Genomic DNA, 19,871 nt, shown 5'->3' on the forward strand with positions numbered 1-19,871 from the left:
AAATGGGTCAGTAATTTGGCCATCAGGCCACTTTGTGCGTATGCAGGGCATGCTTTTGAGTCGCAGTGCGCTCAATCAAATCCACCATGGCGTCGATCTTGGCCTGGTTAAAATTGATCCCCAGTGCTTCTTGCTCAGGTGTTGCGAAAGCCGGTATGGTATTCACTTCCAGCACCACATATTCCTCCCGCTCCCGATCGTAGATCAGATCAACGCCCGCTATCTCCAGACCTAATGTGTTCGCGGCGCGGATAGCCAGATCGACCACTTCGTCGTCTGGCTCACGGACAAACACAGAGCCACCACTGGTGATATTGGTTTTCCAGTCATCCTTGGGCGCTTTTCGGCCATAACAGCCGACAAACTTGCCATCCACCACATCGATACGGAAGTCGGTATTGTCGTAGTCAATAAACCGCTCAACATAAAAGTAACGTAAGTCGGTACGACTCAGAAATGGCAACAACATGTCCAGCGCCTGCTCACTGTCGATTTTGACAATGCCGACGCCACCCCAGCCATCTGTGGGCTTATAGATCAGCTTGCCACCAAAGTCTCTGAGTGCGTGCTTCAACCCATCCATGTCGTTTTTGTGACACAGACGATAGTCTGCGGTGCAGATCCCCTGGCTGTTGAGTAGGTGCGAGGTGCGAAATTTGTCTTCGGCAAGCGCAAACGCATCATAGTTGTTTAACGTGGGAATGGCCTGGCTCAGCGCCTGATAGAGATACACCTGAAACTGGGTTTGCTGGCCGGCGTTGTAACTCAAAAACGTATCCAGCTGTTCCATCACAACACCATTACAGGTTATCTGGCCATCTTTTGCCCGGGCATCTCGTAAATTGAGCCCGGTACTGATTTGGATCCCACGCTCTGCCAGAGCGTGAACCAGGCGCTGCTCAATCTCGCGCCCTCCACCATTTTCGTACATCCAGATGCCAACGTGCGGCGCCGCAACAGAGCGTGTCATAAAGTGTCTCCTTGGTCCTTGAACAGGTGCATAAAATTTGGTCAGGAAGGCTATTCTACAGGGCACTGTGTGACAGATTTTTGATCGTTCCTCTGTACCTCCCGGGATCCAAAAACTGTTCATAATTCCGTCACCCAACTGTCATCGAAAATCGCCACGATGGGCCCAAAATTACCGCAGGGACCTGTTATGGATAGTCTTGACTTTAATGAGCTCGCGTCTTTAATTCGTTGTAATTCTTACAGTAAACACAAACCCGGTGTCGATGCACACGGCGAGCAGATGATTGAACTGGCCGCCCCTCTGGGCTACACACTGACTCGATATCAAAGGGAGCATATTGGCGATCATCTGTTATTGCGTGCCCCCAGAGGCGCAGGCAAACAGATCCTCTTACTGGGCCATCTGGACACTGTGTATCCGCCAGAAACGTTTGTTGAATTCAGCCAGGACGAAGAATGTGTTTATGGCCCCGGTGTCTGTGATATGAAAGGCGGCAACTGGGTTGCACTGAACGCATTGCGCCAGCTTAAACGCACATATGGCAAGCTCCATAACATTGACTGGTTGCTGGTCAGCGATGAAGAAATTGGCAGCGATGACAGCAAAGCACTGACGACAAAAATCGCCAAGCAGTATGATGCCTGTCTGGTCTTTGAAGCTGCAGGTAAAAATCATGAACTGGTTGTGGCCCGCAAAGGCATTGCGACCTTTACCATCACCATTACTGGCAAAGCTGCTCATGCAGGTAACCATTATCGGGATGGCATTGATGCCAACTTCGCACTGGCAAACATGCTAATGGAAATGTCCGCCCTGACCGACCTGAAACGAGGCAGCACGGTCAATGTGGGCAAAATCCAGGGGGGCATTGGTGCCAACACCATTTCACCTTCTGCCACTATGGTCGTCGAAGCCCGCTTCACCAAAGCTTCTGAACAGCAACGCTTACTCGAAGGCATAGAGAACATTTGTCTGGCCATTGAAGTGACCGGTGTATCGGTTAAGTTAGAGGGCGGGTTGCAACGCGGTGTGATGGCACCAACGGATAAACAATCCGCTTTACTGTCTGAGATCAATGAGATCCTGGGATACGAATTGCCAGTGGAACATCGCGGTGGGGTATCCGACGCAAACACCGCAGCCGCAACAGGGACGCCAACCCTGGATGGTTTTGGGCCCTACGGCGATGGCGATCACACCATCCATGAGCGGGCACTGAAATCCAGCTTTGCACTGCGTATTGAACAAGTAACACAGATCCTGGCCAGCCTGTGCTATCAGGCCGAGCCAGAAGCTGCACTAAGCGACAACGATTAACGCTGGCACTGTGGGCAATATACCGTGCTGCGTTGACCCAGGCGGATCTCCTTCAGGGTTGTTTCGCAGCTGACACAAGGTTCGCCCTTGCGTCCATAGACCAGTAACTCTTGCGCAAAGTAGCCCGGTTTACCGTCACTTTGCGCAAAATCCTTCAGGGTGGTGCCACCTTGTTTTATGGCACTGGCCAGGGTCTCCTTAATGATGGGAGTTAAGCGCTGGTAGCGCTGCAATGACACTTTACCGGCTTCCCGTTTAGGGTGGATCCCGGCCTTAAACAAAGATTCATTGGCGTAGATATTACCCACCCCAACGACGACATGGTTGTCCATAATGAACTGTTTAATTGCCACCTTTTTACCACGACTGGCTGCATACAAGTGATCGGCGGTAAACGCTTCCGTAAGCGGCTCCGGTCCCAGTTTTGCAAATACGCTGTGTTCCTCAGCAGCCCCTTGCCACAGGCAGGCGCCAAAACGCCGCGAGTCATTCAGGCGCAGTGCCAGCCCATTGGTAAAATGAAACTCAATGTGATCGTGCTTTTTTAACGGCGTATCCTGCGCCACAACGCGCAGGTTGCCCGACATGCCGAGGTGTAAGATGGCCGTGCCCAGCGGGCTTTCCAGCAGTAAATATTTTGCCCGGCGTTTCACGGCACTGATGACTTGCCCTTCTAACAGGCTTACCTGCTCAGGGACCGGCCAGCGCAACTGACGCTGATGCACAATAACTTTACTGACACCCTGGCTCAGGATATGGGGTTCAATGCCTAAACGGCTGACTTCGACTTCTGGTAATTCTGGCATTACTTCAACTCAATTGGGGCAAATAGCTGTTGCGCCTGTGCTTTACTGATACTAAACCAACGCTGTGATTGTCTGGCAAAAAGATAATAGCTTTGTTGCTGATGATACAGCTGAAAACCGATCGGCAGTTCACTGCCGGCCAGCCAGAACTGAGCAACACTCAGTGCAGCGCTGGCTGGCAAGCCTGGGTTATCAGTGACAGTCAGCTCGCTTTCCTGCCACTGGGTGATCAACGCCTCTAAGGTACTCGGTTGCGCCTGCCAATCGGCCTGAGCATCGGCACTCAGTCGCCAGGATGTACCTATACGCTCAATCTTATAGCCAGGAAAGCCCAGTGCCAGTACGAAACTTTGCTGTTCAAAAAGCGGCATGCTCCCGCGCTCTTCCGCTGGCGGATTAATTTTCTGGTGTATGCCGTTAAGGAAAAAGATCATGATCAACATAGAGAAGATCACCACATTATTCCATGCTTTACGGCTCAAACGCATAACTACTCCACGGCTTGTTTACCCCGCAATATTGCGGGTTGATGAGGTTCTGGATCATATCCTGCGCTGTCAGTTAAGTACACTCAGATCCGAAAGAAGCCGATGTTTTTACTCAATACACCAGACATTTCCGACAGTTTTCCGGTGGCCTGTTTATTGTCATTCAAAGCGCTCATCGCATCCTGAGCTGCCAGGGTGATCTCTTCCATATTCGATGCCACGTCATTAATGGCCGATGCTTGTTGCTGTGCAACACTGGCCACTTCGCCCACCTGAGACAGTGAATTTTGTGCCTGAGTATCTATCTGTTCAAGTAGCTCAGTGGCTTCAAACGTCAGTGTACGGCCATGCTCTACCTGAGGTTGCGTCTTTTCCATCGCAGCAACCGTGGCAGCGGTCTCGCTTTGCACTTCCCGGATCATGGTTTCTATTTGATCCGTCGCTTCAAAGGTTCTGCGTGCCAGCTGCCGGACTTCATCTGCCACCACCGCAAACCCGCGCCCCGATTCACCGGCTCGTGCCGCTTCTATGGCAGCGTTCAGTGCCAGCAAGTTGGTCTGCTCAGAAATACCACTGATCACATTGGCGATGCCACCTATCTGTTTGGTCTGCTCTGCCAGCTTTTGGATCTGCGATACTGTGCCGTCAACCGTCTGGGCAATGGTATCCATTGCATCAGCTGTATTACGAATGGCCTGGCGCCCCTGATCAGCAAAAGTCACCGTTTGTGTTGAATTTTCTTCCGTTTGCTTAGCAATGTCACTCACCCGCATCATATTTTCCCGCAACGAGTCGAGCATCTGCGCCGTATTACTGGTGGCTTCTGCCTGATGCTGCGCGGCATCATAAATCTCTCCAGATGCGCCTGTCACGGCACTGGCCTGCACAGAAAGCTGCTCAGATACCTCTTTAATGCTGGTGACGATCCGCGTTAATTCACCAGACATTCGACAGACAGAATCCAGCATGCTATCGGGATAGTCGGTGTCAATCTGCATAGTCAGGTCGCCCCCTGCGATCCGCGTAACCGCAGCCGCCGCATCCTGAGGCTCACCACCCAGTGAGCGCTGGAAACTGCGCTCTATCGCCCAGCCCACCAGCACACTGATGGCCACGGCAATAAAGGTAAACCACAACATAAGTTGGGAAAATCCACCCGCTTCTTCACGCGCTGCAGGGGTCAGCGTTTGATTTTGCTGCTCCTGGTAATCAATAAACTCATTGATCACGTTAAGCCAGCTGATAAAGGCCGGGCGCGCTTCATCCAGTACCAGGGCATCGACGCTCTGGCCGGCTTTTTTATTGCTCAGGATGGTGCGGATAAGCGGTAATGTCCGAGCTTCTATGCGCTTTATTCGAGTCAGGATCTCACGCTCCTGAGCACTAAAGTGCCCGCCTGAATTGATCATTTGCGTCATTTTTGCGTCTGAATCCTGATAGAAACGGGCGAGCTGATCGATTTCCCTTTCATATTCAGCTATTTCAGATGCACCTCTGGCAATCGCAACATCCCGAATAGCAATCGCCCTATCGTGCACACTGCCTCGAAAGTTAATTGCATAACGTTGCTTCACCGAATTGACGTCCGTGATCTCTGTGAGCGTCTGATCGATAAATGCCACGCGATTACTGCCAATAATGGTCATCACGACCAATAATGCCAGCGCAATACCAAACCCGACCACCAATCGGCTTTTTACCGACAATCCCATTAACCACTGCACCATATTGTGCCTCCATGATAGCAACATACTGAAAGTTCAAAGTTAGTCGCAGGAAATGAAGCTGTAAAGTGGATAAAACGAATTACTATGATAGAAAAAACAGCTGGTTGCTTTAGCCACAGACATTAAACTGCAAGATCCTGTTGAAACTATATTAGGAACTTAGTTATGAGTTTTACTTATCGCACACGGATGACATGTGTATAATTTTCGCTTCGCGCCTAACCAGCTTATCTGGCGCTATGCTCTGATATGGTTGTCGGAGCAAGAATTTGGAATACGCACAATGAAAAAAGCACTACTTTGCCTGATCACGGGCCTACTCTCTTCACCTACATTTGCCGATGCGCGATTTGTGCCAGCCAAACTGCTTACTCACAACGATTCAGGGCCCCACTCAAGTGCGCTAGAAAACACTCGACGGGAACACTGGGCTTTGGTCGATTATGTCGTAGACGAGCAAGGTCAATCCATACATGTTTTGGTCGAAGGGTCGTCGCCACGCATGGCTCACAGAGCACAGTCAGTTCTCTCTCAACGGGCCTATGAACCAGCCCGTCTCTATGGCAAGGCCGTTGCTTCTTCCAAACAAATACCGATGCACTTTAATAAAGCTTTCAGGCAGTTTACCAACAACAATGTCTCCACTGTGTTTGCTAAGTACTTTGACGAGGCAAAACGCCTGGTGGTCAGTAATCAAATGACCAAAGCCAAGCCCGCGCTAGATAGCCTGTTAGAGGCTCACACCAAGAACCTTACGGAACAAGCCTATACAGCCTGGTTACTGAGTGCGTATTATTACAATGTACAGGACTGGCATCAGTATGAATATCATCTTAGGGAGGCGGTACAGCTGCGCAAGTTACTGACACCAGACATGGCATTGATGTCGACACAAAGCCTGATGAACTTAGAGGTCTATCACAAGCAATACGGTGATGCGTTTCAAACGCTGATCTGTATGGAGCAAATCAAAGGCAAGCAACTGCCTAAACAGACCATCACCGAGTTTAAAGACCAATTACAGGCACAACTCACCGACAACCCGGTCATCACGGTTACAGCCAAACTGACCGAATTACGCACCTGGCGCCATACGCTTAATCGCAGCACCATCACATTCAGTGCAGAAAACGGTAATCTGAGCACTGTCGCTTTGTACTGTCAAAATGGCTATCAGCGCTTTAACGAGCTGCCGGTGAAAAACTATCAAGTTCCTGAAGCTTACGGGAGCTGCTATCTGGCAGTGCAAGGTGAGACAGATACTCAAATCACCTATCGCGAAGAGGGTGATGCCCGCTTTGGACTTTATCTGTAATTTTGACAAAAAAATGAAAAACCAGTGATCCGAATATCCAGGCCGCTCGTTTTATAAGATGAAGGGTTCGCGGTACGGTGTACCAAACTATCCCCTTCGCGACGGCACTGATAAACGCGCACTTTAAGTGCGCGTTTTCTCTTTTATCAAAGCGATAAAAACTTATTTGCTCACCACATCAACCAGATTACCCCGAAGCACAGTTGAGCACTGACCCGCCTGACGCAACAAAGTAATAAACGCCTGCGTAAGCGGGGGCGGTTGCTGCGCGTTGGCCCACAATGCATAAACCGGGCGCATATGTTGCCACTCGCCCACATAGCAAAACGGTTTGTCCAGTTCAGCGACTTCTGTCATCGGCAAGACGGCCGCCCCCAGGCCGGATGCAACCATTTGCCTGGCTAATGTGATGTCTCCCACGTAAGAGAACTGGTCAAAGCGGGATAATAGATCGCGCCACAGTGCAGAATCCGGAATTTGCTCCTTTTTAAATGGCATGAACAAGGTGTTCGTTTCTTTAGCCTGCTCTGGCACCACACACTTTAGTGCAATCTCGCCGATACGCGTGTGATAGCAGTTGGAATCCTGCAATGTGCCTACCCGAATAATCACATCGAAACGCTTCTGGCTCAGCAACACATTGGTATTGTCCGGTTCAATGTGCAACACAAGGTCCGGATGGGTGCGCTGAAAAGACTCAACCACAGGATATAAAGGGCCATTGATCAAATTCTGCGGACACAATAAGTGAAATGCGCTGACTTGCGGGCTTAACAACGCGGTGCAGTCAGCTTGCAGGGCCAGCAGCGACGGGGCCATTTTTTCATAGACGGCCTGGCCATGAGATGTAGCTAACACACCGCGCGCTGAGCGATTCAACAGACTATAACCAAGCCGAGCTTCCAGCGCGGCAATCCGTTTAGAAATGGTTGGTGCGCTGAGACTTAACGCATCAGCTGCTTTCGCAAAACTGCCCCGGCGAGCCACTTCAACAAAGAGCAGCAGATCATCGAGCATGTGGTTTTCCTTAATCTTAGCTTGCTTATTCTGACATTCCGCTTCTGCTCGCGCCCGCTATGATGGGCATGAAACGGAGGAACGCGATGCGAAAACTGATATTCACGACTTTATTTTCATTTTGCCTGTCGACACTGGTGTCAGGTTGGGTCACCTATGTCAATCTGGGTGTAGCACCCGGATTTTTGCAGCACTGGTTCAGGGCGTTTGTTCATGCCTGGCCCGTTGCTTTAGTCACGGCTTATCTGCTCAGCGGACCAATCCACTCCCTCACTCACTTTATTCTGGAGCGAAACCATGTCCAATGACACTGAACACACCCCGAACGACGAGGCAATCAATTTGGTTGCTTATATTAATCCAAAAGCCGCCTACTACCAAAGCTGTAAGTCTGCGATAGAAGAGATCATGGAAATAACACGACAGGAGCCCGGGTGCCAGCGCTTTGAATTGTATGAAAACACAACGCACACTCAGCTGATCCTGATAGAACGATTTGCCCGGCAAAGCGCATTTGATTTCCATCACCGCCAGCCGTATACCCAGGCGATATATCGACTATATCAGGACGCATTAACGTGTCCTCCGGAACTGCACTTTTTGACAGAATCCTAGGTTTAACGCACGGTAAAATGCCCGCAAATCGCGGGCATCATACTTAATTTATTGCGTTTACAGCTTAGTGCATTCGACAAGCGGCATAGGCCGGGTGTGTCCAGCAAATATCAACACTGGCCTGATTACCAGCACCCGCGATAGCTTGTGTCTGCTCTGTATTTAACCCTTTGCTCTGTAAGGTTTTCACTGCTTTTTTATTTAATTTCAGTTTCATATTCTGTCCTTAATCTTAATGTTAGTGCCTCAGAGGGCCATCCAGATTTAACACAGGCCTGAGCAAAATGGTACAAAAAAAGAACACACATACTCTACTCCGCCGGGATCTTATTGAGGCCTGAGCACCTCAATGACCTGAGCATCAACCCAGTAAACATCCCCTTCTTCATCGCCCGTATCACGATTGAAAAAGAGATACTTACCATCCGGGGTCACGCTGGCTGATGCCTCCCGGCCGGACGTATTCACTTTATCCCCCAGGTTAATCGCCTCACCCCAGCTACCGTCTTTTTGACGGAAACTGACATACAAATCACTCTCTCCATAACCGGATTCTCTCTGGCCATCCCAAATAATGTAGGAGTCATCCGGCGCTATAAACGGGTGTGCATTGTATTTACCCGTATTCACCTCGGGACCCAAAGCCTTCGCCGGCTGGCGCTTGCCGTTGACAACTTCAGAGATGCGGATCACATCACCGCTCTTGTAATCATCCAGTATATACGTGCCTTTGCTGGATGATGTCAGACGCATAATCCCCCAGTCATCCCTGTCAAACATTGGGCCCAATACCTGCAACGACCCCCAGCCACAGGCTGTGCGGGTCATATAGTATTTTCCCAAATGCATGGTTTTCCCGTCAGGCGCTAAAAACGGACGCCCCACCCGTGGACCCACCACCTGCTCGTGCCATTGATTGTTACGTTGGATGTAAGATATTAAAGTCCACCTCCCAGTGTGGTTATCCCTGCGGGTAAAATAAAACTCCTTCATGTCGGGTGAAAAGAACGCGTTGTAATCACGATGTTGTGTTGATACGGCACCCGGCGCAAAAACTTGTGGCGTAGTACCTGGCTTTTGTTGACCCAGATAAGGGCCAGTTAGCACATCAGAAACCTGCTCGGCCTGGCTGATGGTACTCGTCAGTGACGCTGAAAACAGCATCACCAGTAATCTGGTTAACTTCATAATAAAATTCCTTTGGCTAAGCCGCCCTAATGTTCTGTCACACAGACCCAGCTTACCGACTGCTCCGGAGATAACTTGAAGTTTTACTGATGTTTCGCTGAAAAGTTAAAAAGCAATTAAATTAGATAGTTATTGATAGACTACAGCAGTATCATAGGCCAGCCACCCAGCTATCAGGTGGCTTAGCCAATCTATACCGAGTTTAGCAATGTCTACTGAAGCGATTTCGTATTCGCAGCACGCCGCGTGCTTCTTCTGCGCTGCCAGCATACAACACTGAGCAATCCAAGCAGATACGCTAACATGCCGCTGCTTCCGTCCGGTCTCGGCGTATCCGGGTTATCTGCTGAATCACCGCCTGAGTCACTACCTGAATCACCATCTGAGTCACTACCTGAATCACCATCTGAATCACCGCCTGAGTCATCATTCGATGTTTCCACTTCAAAAAGCAATGTCAGTTGCTGGCTCAGCTGGCCATCACTCACCTCTATATGTACCGGGTATTCTCCCACGTTCGCAAACTGTCCGGTCAGTTTACCCCAGTCCGTCAGCTCAAAGCCCTCAGGTAGCTCGGGCGCACTGAAGAAGTAGTTGTCACCATTGCGGTCAACCACCAGCTCAATCAGTTCCATGGATATGGCTTCACCAGGCTTAACACTGAGTGCATCAGGCTGTTGACGCCACTGCGGTGCCTGGTTAGCGACATCCAGTGCGATACGATACACGCCACGGCCATAGGTAAAGGCATATAGGTAGTTAACGTGCTCAATCCGTCTTAACACCATGCGGTATACCGCTACATTGGGCAGACCATGAATGAAGGGCTGCCAGCTCACTCCTCCATCATCTGTGTGATATACACCATAATCAGTGCCCACAAATAAGGTGTCCGGATCTTCTCTTAGCTCTACCAGGGTATGCGCCGGTAAATCTGGAAACGCTCCCTCGCCTTCACCATCGAGTGCACGCCAGCTGGACCCTTCGTCCTCACTTTTCCAGATGTGCTTTTCGCCAAACGTTGACACAACCGCATACATGTCCGAACTATCGTGCATGCTGTAGTGTAATTCGCGTACGTAGGCGGTATCGGAGAAACTGATATCTTGTGGTGTGGTTGTACTGTCGGAGCTCAGCGCATTGTTAAGACGTTTCAGCGCGCCATCCGTCTGTGCATAAACCACGGTATTACTGTCGCCTGGTTTCACCACTAACGCCGTGATCCCCCGGCGATACTCTTCAGTAAAGCGTTCTGAAGCACGCTCGAACATCCCGTCTGACAACTCATCCAGCCGCCACAAACTTTGCCCACCCAACCAGATACGGTCGGGGTAATTTGGATCCACGGCATAGGGTGCGATAAAAAGACCACTTTCGTACTCGGCCTTTTCCAGGTAACGATTTTCACCATTTTCCCGCAGGAACAAGCTGCCATTTTGACTTGATACCAGCATTCGCGCCTCATCGATAAAAAAGGCATAACCGCCATCACCAGGCCCAACATCTTGCCAACCCGCATCTGGTGAATATAGCCAGCTACCGTTATCCTGGGCGCCACCGGCTAACCGGCTGCCATCGTGAGAAACATCTCCATGATAAAACTGGGTCACATTGTAGCCTGAATTCAACGAACGCCAGACAATCTCTGCGGGCTCTTCACTACAGGCACTCATGCCTGTCGCAAAAGGATTGCTGGTCAATGCGATACCACCATCATTGACATTATATAAGCGCGTTTCATTCACGCCGTCATACTCTGGATGGAAATATAAGCCATGGTGATCGACATGCGGTGCATCAGCGTCACGGTAATAGAAGGACATCTGTTGCCAATTTTGGCCGCCGTCTTCTGAGCGCATCACTTCAACAGCACCCACCCAGATCACACTGGCATCGGTAGGATCTATGGTGAGTGTGTTATCAAACCACCCCTGACCATAAATGAAGCTTTGTTCCGGATCCGGACAATACAAACCGTTGGGGTTTGAGAGCACATAGCGTCCAAATATGTCCGGGTGTTGTGGTCCGGTCACCAGTGCCCAGTTTTCGCCACCATCCACTGACTTGTAGAGACCTTGCAACGCATGCGGTATATCCCCCTGGGCATTAAAAGCTGCCAGCGCATACACAATAGAGGGATCTGATGGGGCAAAAGCCAGCGTTGTACGGCCCTGATTAGGCTCGGCAATCACGGGCTGCCAGCTTTGCCCGGAATCCTGACTCAGATAAACCGCGCCGCCCTCACCAAAGTTACCACAGCTGGCCAGGACCCGATCCTGCTCAGCACTTAAAGGACTCACAGCCAACTCCAGACATCCACCCAGTACATCACTTTGATCGAGCGCCAACTGCCAGTGCTCTCCTTTGTCATCAGACACCCAGATCCCCGTATTTGTGACTGCATACAGACGACCTTGCGCACCAAAGCGTAGCTTGTTCACATATTGAAAATTGACATTGTTATTGGTACTTTCGAGCTGATACCAGGTTTCACCGCCATCTTCAGACGTCATAATGCCATCACCGGCAAACCCGATGCTGTTAGTAAAACCACGCCCAACATAAACACCTTCACCACTGCCTGCAAACAAGCGTTCACTGTCATCGGGATCAAAGACCAGGGTACCAATCGCCATACTAGGCAATTCACTGGCAACAGGTTGCCAGCTTTCACCGGCGTTCACAGACTTCCATATTCCCCCGGAAATACCTGCCGTAAACAAAATGTCGGGGTTTTGCGGGTGAAATACCAAAGTACGCGTACGCCCACCCACACGCTCAGGACCCAGGCTCTCCCACTGATACTCTGATGACTCACGCGCACGATATGCCTGAACCTGTCTGAATGCTTCATCATACTTAGCCTGCATATCTAACTGATGTGCCGGATTCACCCGAATAAGGCCCTGCATCGACTTATCCGGTTCACGAATATTTTTCTCGTGTACTTTGATTTTTGGGGTTATATCGTTGATAGATGGCTTGTTACTGGCATAAAGTACGGCAACAGCAATCGCCGACAGGGCAATACCACCGAACAAGCCTACTTTTGTTTTATCACTCATATCCACTCCTTTTTATGTGTTGTTATCCTGTTATGACTACCTGACAGACAGGCCACTTGTCACCTTATCAGATACTTAACATTTCTGTATACCGATTAAGCAACGCGTTACCGCCTCTGCGCTCTGGCTCAGACACCACAGCTTTGTTGATCCAAAACAATCCCGCACAAAAAATGTAAAATAAAAGTTTAAAAAGATTCACAAAAAGTAAACAATAGAACTCTGCGGGGTGTTCTGCCTCGCAGTGAAACACACTTTGTAAAAGGATAATTTAATGAACAATCTACGAAATGCAGTATTAGGGTTAGTTGCCGTCATGTCAGGCTCAGCACTGGCAGGTGATATTGAAAATGGCATTATGCAAAATGCAGAGAATTACTACGGCGTCGCGCACCAGGTTGCCGATATTGCTAAACACGCACCTGAGTACAAAACAGCACCTCAGCAATATCCACGCTTTGATGTTCAACCAATGGCTCCTGCCACAGGCATCTCCTACTTTGAATTTGGCCTGGTTCGCTCACAGCTTGGTGGCGATCAGAGGATTCTTGCCGGAGATTTTTCTACGGGCACCAATCACGGTGGTAGCTATTTGTATGTATATGCCTGGCAAGTCGGCTACGGCAATCCAAACAACGCAACCATGAATGGTGTGTCAAAGTCTGCGGCGCTCAGAGAAGCACGATGTGGCTCAGACCTGCACCGTTGCCAGGCTGGTGAAACAGTCACAGGCTGGTTATACGGTTGGGACTTCACCGGCCAGTCTGCAGGCCAGGTGAAAGCCTCTGCCAACTCGGTTGCCTCCCCGTTTGGTTACTGGAGTGACTCTTTGTATATCAACTAATACAGAGTAGCACGGGTGCATAGTGCAGTTATGCACCCATCTGATTAGGCTACTGAGCCATTTCTGGTTTGACCCAGCCTTTGAATTATCTCAATGGACTTCAGATACAACTCGCTCGATTCTTTGCTATGCCCACCCATAGCTGATGACAGCTGATAGGTATGTTTCATATCATTCAGCAGATCGTGTTTCTTGAACGGATCTTCATTCATCGAGGTGGGTGCGCCTATGACCATCATTTCACCCGTACCAATAAATCCACCATCAAATAATTCTCTGGACAAGCTGCGCATTTCACCTGCCGACATGTTATGCACATCATACTTGGCTGCAAGTTCTTGCCACTTATTTTCCGCTTGCCGGGCTTTGTCACTGAGTGTGACCGTGTCACTTGTTGCGCCAGCTTTGTGCGGATTGTCAGATGATTCCTCGGCGGTATAAGTATTACGTGTTGCGTAGACCTGGCTGGCTGCGCTGGCGCCAGCGCTTGCGTTGATTGCATTCATAGATGATATCCTTCCTTTGGGGGAGATTAAGGCGGGTCATCTCTCTACAGCACACTAAGCAGGCCCGCTATTTACATTCTGTTAATGCAATTAGAGTGCCAGAAATATCATACATTCTACCGATCAACGTACCTCCTGATACAAACCTTTTTCACGGCTCGGTGCGGTGTTTATACTGAAAGACAGACTCCAGTGGCTGATCGAAAACCTCAGCAATTTTAAATGCTACTTCCAGTGATGGTGAGTACTTGGCTGCTTCAATCGCCATGATGGTTTGGCGGGTTACCCCAACACGCTCAGCGAGTTCCTTCTGGGTCATCTCACCGGCCATAAATCGCAACATTCTGATCTGGTTAGTGATTACACATTCAGCCATGGAGGGTTCCCATCCGATTTTGGATAAGTTGAGTGCCATAGTTGACCAATTCCGCCAGTAAAAATGCGCCTACCATAATGTGCAAAGTCAGAAACGGCAGCTCCGCACGCTGCGCAGCACCCAGGCCGTTTTGCTCAAATGCATACTGGCCAATTGCAAAACACACCCCAGCCTGGAGGATCCAAAGCGCATACTTATTGCCTACCAGCGACACCTGTTTTTCACGCTCATCCAGCGGTTTTTCGACATCCCCGTCGCTGACCAGCTCCAGCAACAACTGACTGATAATTGACAGGACGATAGAGATCCCTACCACCTTAATCAACAACTGAGATATCCAGGTGCCACTGGCCAGCTGCTCAGCACTGGCCACCATCAGGCTGGTGGCATAGAAATACACCACAGCTCCGGTCACCAGCAGATCTAACGTCAGCGTCAGGTCCCGAAAACTCAGAGAGTCGAGTAATGCTTTCAGCACTTTCAGTTTTTCATTGCTTGTCATGAATACCATCCTTAACTCAAGGTAAAAAATCTTTGACCCATATTGGTTAAAACTTCACCCAATGTCAAATATCTTTTACCTTTGGTTAGAAATACATGACTACATCAGGTGTTCAAAGCGTATTGACTGCGCACGTCCGGCCATTGCAACCCCTATTACCCTATTGAATTGGCTTATTGAGTGGGCCTGAGCGTTTCGATGATATTTGCATCGACCCAGAATAAGTCGGACTGCGCTTGGCTCTGCTTTCCGTCAGCCTTAACCATTCTATTGAAAAACAGGTACTTGCCATCAGGAGTTACCTGTGGCCCACCCTCCTCGGCGGCCGTGTTGACCTGCTCCCCTAGGTTAATCGCCGCGCCCCACGACCCATCAGGCTGGCGAAAACTGATATACAGATCAGCACTGCCAAACCCGGCTTCCCGATGACCATCCCACATCACATAAGATTCATCTGGGGCGATAAAGGGGTGCGCATTCCATTTACCAGTATTGATTACTGTGCTGAGGGCCCTTGGCTCCTGCCACTCACCATTTTCCCATTTAGAGTACCTCAGTACTCCCTTACCATCCCGGGTAAACTCGTCAAACACAATTGTGCCCTTGAGCGACATTTTCAGGCCCATCATCGGAATATCATCAAAGGCCGGACCCAGCTTTTTCATCTCAGACCACCCGTCCGGGGTGCGCGTTTTATATTGCTTGCCGTAAAACACCCGTTGTCCATCCGGCGCATAATAAGGCGCTCTTCCCGTTTGCGTATTAATGACCTTCTGCCAACCACCAGCCACCCGGCTAAAAGTCACAGATGCCGTTTCACGCTGCCCATTGTTCATCCGCCAGCGAGACACATAGAGCACGTCTTTATCAGGCGCGAAATGCACCGCATCCCCCCAGTCGGGTGTAGACACGAGTCCCGGAGCAAACACTTTTGGGGTTAATCCGGGTGGCTCCTGACCCAAGTAAGGGCCGCGCAAATCAGAAAGGACATGTTGTGCATCGCTGTTACTGCATAACAACAAGCTCACGGTGGGCAAAATTAACGTAAGTCGTTGAGGCTTCATTCTGTGTTCTCCTGGTAAATGGATAAATATCCCCCTTACATTACCCACGGCTGAGCCAAACACCGGACCTGACGATGACTTCTCGCTGATTTTGTCCTTCACATAATTAAAATAATATTTATCAAAACCTTATTAAACTACAGAGTGATGCTTCTACAGGAATGAGTTGAGATATGCAGATGCTGTTAGCAAAAAAATCGAGTGGGGAGTAAACAACTGAAAGCAAACACACACCGTGATGTCAGTGGTTTTTTAATCTACGCTTTATGTACAGTAGATAGGGTAACTCTGTTATGAATGCGTCTATTTTCGTTCAAATTGCGGCCTATCGGGATCCTGAATTACTGGCCACCATAAAGAGCGCTGTTGATAATGCGAGCGACCCACAGCGGCTTGTTTTCGGTGTATGCTGGCAGTATATCCCGGGGCTGGATGAATACCTGTTGTTTCCCTCTGAGCTAGATGCCGATGTCAGACTGGTTGCGGTGCCTGTTGAACAAGCGCAAGGCGTTTGCTGGGCGCGCCATGTAGCACAAAATTTATATCGTGACGAAGATTATGTGCTCTCCGTCGACAGCCATACTCGATTCGTCACCAACTGGGACAAGCTCATGATAGAGGAGTTGACACGCTGCCCGAGTGACAACCCCGTACTCACCACCTATCCTGCCCCTTTTCGGGCGCAGGCATCTCTCACATCCACGCCCATTGCCCGGTTAAAAGTGGGACCCGTCATGGATGGCAGTGTTCGTTTCGAGCCATTTTTTGATTCTGACACAACCCAGCATACAACGCCCATTGCCAGTCACTTATGTGCCTGTGGTTTCTACTTCGCACCAGGTCAACTCAATCACGACTTACCGATCGACCCCATCATGTACTTTAACCAGGAAGAGTTTACCCATTCTCTGAAGCTCTGGACCTTAGGGTATGACTGCTTTATCCCGTCTCAGCACCTTGTATTACACCAATATGGTAATGAAAAACCCGTGTTTGCACAGAATGTGCACTGGAACGACGACGCTAAATGGGTGGCGCTGAACACCCGCGCACAGATCCGCCTGCGTGCATTAATTGAACATACATTTGACCCAGCTCATGACAGTTTTCCTATCCAGAACTTCGCGCTAGGGGAAGCCCGGACAACATCACAATACTTGTCTTTGCTGGCACTAGAATACCGGGATGGCGAACTTTACCCTCAAAACACAGAAACTAAGGCCACGCGTTAGAGGAGCACTATGTCATTACCTAAGATTTCCTGCTTTTGCTGCACCTTTGGTCGCCCGCATTTGTTAGAAGAAGCCATTGAATCGTTTCTGCGCCAGGATTATGCCGGTGAGAAAGAGCTGATTGTTCTCAATGACTTCAGCGGGCATCGCTTACTGTTCGAACACCCGCAAGTGACCGTTATCAATCTGCCGGTCCGCGTTGTTCCCCTGGGTAAAAAATTCAATTTGGCGGCAAGTTACTGCACGGGTGACATCTTAATGCCCTGGGAGGACGATGACATTTATCTGCCCTGGCGGCTCAGCGTCAGTGCTGCGCAGATCCGTGATGGCGTTTTCCATACCCGTCAGGCCTGGCTGGAAAACAGCGACCATGAGCTTGAATATTCTGAAAATCTCTATCAGTGTAACCTGGCGATTGAACGCACTGTTTGGCAGCAAATTGGCGGCTATTTAGAGCATGATGTCAGTGCAATTGATTTGGCGCTGATTCGTGCACTGGGAGGTAATGAACACACGCAAACATTGCCGCAAGAGGATATTTTTTATGTGTATCGCTGGCAGTCATCAGGCGCTTTTCATGCATCCGAGGTCGGCGGAAATTGCGCCAGTATCAGCGATCATGCCGGCTATATTGTTAATCAGCTGGCCATCTCGGGGAAACTGCCATTGGGAGACGTACAGCTTAAGCCTCACTGGCAAAGAGATTATGTTGCACTCAGTCGGTGTGCCAGTATTCCAACCCGCTCACCATCGCCGCCATATGTAACCGAGACGCAGCCAAACACGTGCCCTGTCACCCTAGGTTTTCAGATTGACGAACAGGTGTTTATTAACAGCCCACTTCACGACACCTGGTTTTTACTCGACCCCTTAGCGAGCACCATCTGGCAGGGGCTGCAATCGAATCAGTCAGTATCCGACATCGCGCTCACGTTACATCGTCAGTATGGGACCGATGTGGTCCATGCCAAAGCCGATATCCAAGCTATTACGGCAAACTTTAGCCAGGAAGGCTTATTGCGCGACTGGTGCGAACCGCTCTGGCTCGATGTGGCAGGGCAAGCCGTCGTCGTGGTCATCCAGCAGGACAAGCTGCGCAATGACTTTAAGCGTCTCTTTACCCAGCTCAGGTGTGACTGGCCCGTCAACTGGGATCACCTTCTAGAGCTGCGCGAAGAGCGGGAATTTTATAGTGTGTATCTGGATGCTCAACAGGATGCGGAGCTACTCTACGCAGATCAGGCCCTGTACCGTTTAATTGAATTGATGCAGACGCTCCAGGCCTCAACCACGCAACATGCCACTTACCTCCAAGGCCTGTTACTTAGGGTAAACAATCAGGTGATTGCTATCTGCCACTCGGATCTCAGCCACCACGCTGTCAGCCTTGAGACCCTGGATGCACAGCAAGTCGAGGTCCTAAGCTACGGCCGCTTTCAGTTAACCAGTAATGGCGATGTTCAGGCCGTTCGCGCCCCACACATAATCCCTGCGCAACAGCGCAAAGCATTGCACATCCAGCGCGTTACCAGCGCCTATTTTAATGACCAGTTGCATCATATCTGTGAACCCCTGCCCTGCGACGAGCAAACGCGCTATCAGGTTGATCACTGTATTATTGCCACTGAACAACTGCCTTCAGGTCAGTGCGCTGCCGCGCAGGCTTTATCAATACTTTTAAACGAAGGGCTGATCCGAAGCCCTTATTTGAGTCAGACTCAGACAGCGCACCTGCTCAGCTGGTTAGTCTCAGCCCATCCCGTCGCCGTTACGCCCGATGCTCTGACGCTCAGCACGCTGCCACTAGGCCTGGATACAGCCCAAACCGATAGCTCTGCGCTGTCTCCTTTGCAGATCCCCCAGTTTAAGCGCTTTGATAAACAACGCACTCAGCTGACTTTACCCGGCGTTTTGCCCACAAATCAACAAAGAGCAGACAACAGACAGCGGTATGCCCAGGTTAACATCAACCCCTCTGTTGACTTAATTGAATGGGTTAGCCAAAAGCTTGAGGCCGGTGAAAGCAAGGCGCAGGTATACAGAGATCTGATTGAATCTGGCTACGCCATGGAAATGGCCGAAAAAGCCATGTATGGATTCAAACCGAAAATAAAGACCGAGCAAATAGAAGATGCCAGCCTGCGTGAAAGCACACACACCAAACCGAGTCTCTATTTTGCTTTTGCCAACATCGCCATCACGCAAAACCCAAAAAGCATCCGCATTGCAGATGTACGCGCACAAATTTTCCGTTTTGAGGGAGCTTTCTCTGAGCAGGAATGCCAGTCGTTGATTACCCGCCTGGAGGGCCACTTTCAGCCCTCGACCGTCGTTGACCAGCAGGGCGACAGCAATCAGGGTTACCGTACCTCCTGCACCGCCTGCCTGGAACAGATCAGTCACCAGGAAAATATCAAAATAAAAAATAAAATCAGTGCCCTGATGGGTATTGATAGCGCGTATCTGGAGTCTTTACAGATCCAGCGCTATGGCACCGGGCAAGAGTACAAAGTGCACTGCGATTTCTTTCACGAGTCGTCCCCCAGCTACCAAAAATGCATCGACAGTGTCGGCCAGCGTACCTGGACATGCGTTGTCTATTTAAACGATGATTTTAGCGGCGGAAACACGCACTTTACCCAGCTGGATATCACGGTCACGCCCCGCACCGGCATGGCCTTGTGCTGGAACAACTTGTCACCGCTGGGTAAGCCCAACGAATACACCTACCATTGCGGCCAGCCGGTTGAGTCGGGATTCAAGTACATCATTAGCGCCTGGTTTAGAGAAAAACCATTTAGCAAATAGCAATAATAAGAAGGCACCATTTACAACG

General features: G+C 50.0%; 19 protein-coding genes. 7 read left to right on the plus strand and 12 right to left on the minus strand.

Features of this window, described 5'->3' with window-relative positions; all coding sequences use genetic code 11:
• Positions 1-22 precede the first annotated feature (22 nt).
• Positions 23-970 (minus strand): ATP-grasp domain-containing protein, encoded by a 948-nt coding sequence (locus IY568_RS01850; RefSeq protein WP_194866639.1) that lies wholly within the window; start codon positions 968-970, stop codon positions 23-25.
• Between the two features lie 189 nt (positions 971-1,159).
• Between IY568_RS01850 and IY568_RS01855 the strand changes: the two genes are divergently transcribed.
• A complete protein-coding gene (locus tag IY568_RS01855) occupies positions 1,160-2,290 on the plus strand; it encodes a M20 family metallopeptidase (RefSeq protein ID WP_125558471.1) in 1,131 nt (376 codons plus the stop codon).
• Here the strand turns inward: IY568_RS01855 and mutM are convergent.
• The 3 genes from mutM to IY568_RS01870 all read right to left on the minus strand — a co-directional run bounded on the left by mutM (position 2,287) and on the right by IY568_RS01870 (position 5,311).
• Complete coding sequence (mutM, locus tag IY568_RS01860; RefSeq protein WP_194866640.1) at positions 2,287-3,096, minus strand: bifunctional DNA-formamidopyrimidine glycosylase/DNA-(apurinic or apyrimidinic site) lyase; 810 nt, start codon at positions 3,094-3,096, stop codon at positions 2,287-2,289. The genes IY568_RS01855 and mutM overlap by 4 nt on opposite strands.
• Entirely contained in the window at positions 3,096-3,584 is a 489-nt protein-coding gene (locus tag IY568_RS01865; RefSeq protein WP_125558473.1) for a hypothetical protein, read from the minus strand. Before IY568_RS01865 ends, mutM begins: the two co-directional genes overlap by 1 nt.
• Positions 3,585-3,667: 83 nt before the next feature.
• A complete protein-coding gene (locus IY568_RS01870; protein ID WP_194866641.1) occupies positions 3,668-5,311 on the minus strand; it encodes a methyl-accepting chemotaxis protein in 1,644 nt (547 codons plus the stop codon).
• A gap of 283 nt (positions 5,312-5,594) precedes the next feature.
• On the opposite strand from IY568_RS01870, the gene IY568_RS01875 reads away from it, so the two are divergent.
• The gene (locus tag IY568_RS01875; RefSeq protein ID WP_125558477.1) at positions 5,595-6,626 is read left to right on the plus strand and encodes an energy transducer TonB; all 1,032 of its coding nucleotides are present in this window, start codon (positions 5,595-5,597) and stop codon (positions 6,624-6,626) included.
• Positions 6,627-6,788: 162 nt separating this feature from the next.
• Here IY568_RS01875 and IY568_RS01880 read toward each other — a convergent pair whose 3' ends face one another.
• Positions 6,789-7,643 (minus strand): LysR family transcriptional regulator, encoded by an 855-nt coding sequence (locus IY568_RS01880; protein ID WP_194866642.1) that lies wholly within the window; start codon positions 7,641-7,643, stop codon positions 6,789-6,791.
• 86 nt (positions 7,644-7,729) lie between these two features.
• On the opposite strand from IY568_RS01880, the gene IY568_RS01885 reads away from it, so the two are divergent.
• Complete coding sequence (locus IY568_RS01885; RefSeq protein WP_194866643.1) at positions 7,730-7,951, plus strand: DUF2798 domain-containing protein; 222 nt, start codon at positions 7,730-7,732, stop codon at positions 7,949-7,951.
• The gene (locus tag IY568_RS01890) at positions 7,941-8,258 is read left to right on the plus strand and encodes a putative quinol monooxygenase (RefSeq protein ID WP_194866644.1); all 318 of its coding nucleotides are present in this window, start codon (positions 7,941-7,943) and stop codon (positions 8,256-8,258) included. Before IY568_RS01885 ends, IY568_RS01890 begins: the two co-directional genes overlap by 11 nt.
• A gap of 64 nt (positions 8,259-8,322) precedes the next feature.
• Here IY568_RS01890 and IY568_RS01895 read toward each other — a convergent pair whose 3' ends face one another.
• From IY568_RS01895 to IY568_RS01905, 3 genes are all read right to left on the minus strand, one after another.
• A complete protein-coding gene (locus tag IY568_RS01895; protein WP_155946254.1) occupies positions 8,323-8,475 on the minus strand; it encodes a hypothetical protein in 153 nt (50 codons plus the stop codon).
• Between the two features lie 110 nt (positions 8,476-8,585).
• On the minus strand, positions 8,586-9,446 hold the full coding sequence (locus IY568_RS01900) for a hypothetical protein (protein ID WP_228553065.1): 861 nt from the start codon (positions 9,444-9,446) through the stop codon (positions 8,586-8,588).
• Positions 9,447-9,658: 212 nt separating this feature from the next.
• Positions 9,659-12,511: a WD40/YVTN/BNR-like repeat-containing protein gene (locus IY568_RS01905; protein WP_194866645.1), complete on the minus strand. Its 2,853-nt coding sequence runs from the start codon at positions 12,509-12,511 to the stop codon at positions 9,659-9,661.
• 274 nt (positions 12,512-12,785) lie between these two features.
• Here IY568_RS01905 and IY568_RS01910 point away from each other — a divergent pair, with 274 nt between their 5' ends.
• On the plus strand, positions 12,786-13,355 hold the full coding sequence (locus IY568_RS01910) for a DUF4879 domain-containing protein (protein WP_228553066.1): 570 nt from the start codon (positions 12,786-12,788) through the stop codon (positions 13,353-13,355).
• Between the two features lie 44 nt (positions 13,356-13,399).
• On the opposite strand, the gene IY568_RS01915 is transcribed toward IY568_RS01910, so the two are convergent.
• From IY568_RS01915 to IY568_RS01930, 4 genes are all read right to left on the minus strand, one after another.
• On the minus strand, positions 13,400-13,861 hold the full coding sequence (locus IY568_RS01915) for a hypothetical protein (RefSeq protein ID WP_125558489.1): 462 nt from the start codon (positions 13,859-13,861) through the stop codon (positions 13,400-13,402).
• 151 nt (positions 13,862-14,012) lie between these two features.
• Complete coding sequence (locus IY568_RS01920) at positions 14,013-14,237, minus strand: helix-turn-helix transcriptional regulator (RefSeq protein WP_125558491.1); 225 nt, start codon at positions 14,235-14,237, stop codon at positions 14,013-14,015.
• A complete protein-coding gene (locus IY568_RS01925; RefSeq protein WP_194866646.1) occupies positions 14,230-14,739 on the minus strand; it encodes a hypothetical protein in 510 nt (169 codons plus the stop codon). The genes IY568_RS01920 and IY568_RS01925 overlap by 8 nt, the downstream gene beginning before the upstream one ends.
• A gap of 173 nt (positions 14,740-14,912) precedes the next feature.
• Complete coding sequence (locus IY568_RS01930) at positions 14,913-15,803, minus strand: PD40 domain-containing protein (protein WP_194866647.1); 891 nt, start codon at positions 15,801-15,803, stop codon at positions 14,913-14,915.
• A 293-nt stretch (positions 15,804-16,096) separates the two neighbouring features.
• Between IY568_RS01930 and IY568_RS01935 the strand changes: the two genes are divergently transcribed.
• Positions 16,097-17,035, plus strand: a complete 939-nt coding sequence (locus tag IY568_RS01935) for a GlcNAc-transferase family protein (protein WP_125558497.1) — start codon at positions 16,097-16,099, stop codon at positions 17,033-17,035.
• 9 nt (positions 17,036-17,044) lie between these two features.
• The gene (locus tag IY568_RS01940) at positions 17,045-19,843 is read left to right on the plus strand and encodes a PqqD family peptide modification chaperone (protein ID WP_194866648.1); all 2,799 of its coding nucleotides are present in this window, start codon (positions 17,045-17,047) and stop codon (positions 19,841-19,843) included.
• Positions 19,844-19,871: the final 28 nt, after the last annotated feature.

Origin of the sequence: Pseudoalteromonas sp. PPB1 (assembly GCF_015356275.1) — a bacterium.
GTDB lineage: Bacteria > Pseudomonadota > Gammaproteobacteria > Enterobacterales > Alteromonadaceae > Pseudoalteromonas > Pseudoalteromonas rubra_D.

Excerpts from the sequence above, each read along its gene's own strand:
- IY568_RS01890 (WP_194866644.1), top strand. The coding sequence starts at position 7,941 with ATGTCCAATGACACTGAACACACCCCGAACGACGAGGCAATCAATTTG.
- mutM (WP_194866640.1), bottom strand. The coding sequence starts at position 3,096 with ATGCCAGAATTACCAGAAGTCGAAGTCAGCCGTTTAGGCATTGAACCC.
- IY568_RS01910 (WP_228553066.1), top strand. The coding sequence starts at position 12,786 with ATGAACAATCTACGAAATGCAGTATTAGGGTTAGTTGCCGTCATGTCA.
- IY568_RS01940 (WP_194866648.1), top strand. The coding sequence starts at position 17,045 with ATGTCATTACCTAAGATTTCCTGCTTTTGCTGCACCTTTGGTCGCCCG.
- IY568_RS01915 (WP_125558489.1), bottom strand. The coding sequence starts at position 13,861 with ATGAATGCAATCAACGCAAGCGCTGGCGCCAGCGCAGCCAGCCAGGTC.
- IY568_RS01850 (WP_194866639.1), bottom strand. The coding sequence starts at position 970 with ATGACACGCTCTGTTGCGGCGCCGCACGTTGGCATCTGGATGTACGAA.
- IY568_RS01870 (WP_194866641.1), bottom strand. The coding sequence starts at position 5,311 with ATGGTGCAGTGGTTAATGGGATTGTCGGTAAAAAGCCGATTGGTGGTC.
- IY568_RS01900 (WP_228553065.1), bottom strand. The coding sequence starts at position 9,446 with ATGAAGTTAACCAGATTACTGGTGATGCTGTTTTCAGCGTCACTGACG.
- IY568_RS01925 (WP_194866646.1), bottom strand. The coding sequence starts at position 14,739 with ATGACAAGCAATGAAAAACTGAAAGTGCTGAAAGCATTACTCGACTCT.
- IY568_RS01865 (WP_125558473.1), bottom strand. The coding sequence starts at position 3,584 with ATGCGTTTGAGCCGTAAAGCATGGAATAATGTGGTGATCTTCTCTATG.
- IY568_RS01875 (WP_125558477.1), top strand. The coding sequence starts at position 5,595 with ATGAAAAAAGCACTACTTTGCCTGATCACGGGCCTACTCTCTTCACCT.
- IY568_RS01885 (WP_194866643.1), top strand. The coding sequence starts at position 7,730 with ATGCGAAAACTGATATTCACGACTTTATTTTCATTTTGCCTGTCGACA.
- IY568_RS01920 (WP_125558491.1), bottom strand. The coding sequence starts at position 14,237 with ATGGCTGAATGTGTAATCACTAACCAGATCAGAATGTTGCGATTTATG.
- IY568_RS01880 (WP_194866642.1), bottom strand. The coding sequence starts at position 7,643 with ATGCTCGATGATCTGCTGCTCTTTGTTGAAGTGGCTCGCCGGGGCAGT.
- IY568_RS01855 (WP_125558471.1), top strand. The coding sequence starts at position 1,160 with ATGGATAGTCTTGACTTTAATGAGCTCGCGTCTTTAATTCGTTGTAAT.
- IY568_RS01935 (WP_125558497.1), top strand. The coding sequence starts at position 16,097 with ATGAATGCGTCTATTTTCGTTCAAATTGCGGCCTATCGGGATCCTGAA.
- IY568_RS01905 (WP_194866645.1), bottom strand. The coding sequence starts at position 12,511 with ATGAGTGATAAAACAAAAGTAGGCTTGTTCGGTGGTATTGCCCTGTCG.
- IY568_RS01930 (WP_194866647.1), bottom strand. The coding sequence starts at position 15,803 with ATGAAGCCTCAACGACTTACGTTAATTTTGCCCACCGTGAGCTTGTTG.
- IY568_RS01895 (WP_155946254.1), bottom strand. The coding sequence starts at position 8,475 with ATGAAACTGAAATTAAATAAAAAAGCAGTGAAAACCTTACAGAGCAAA.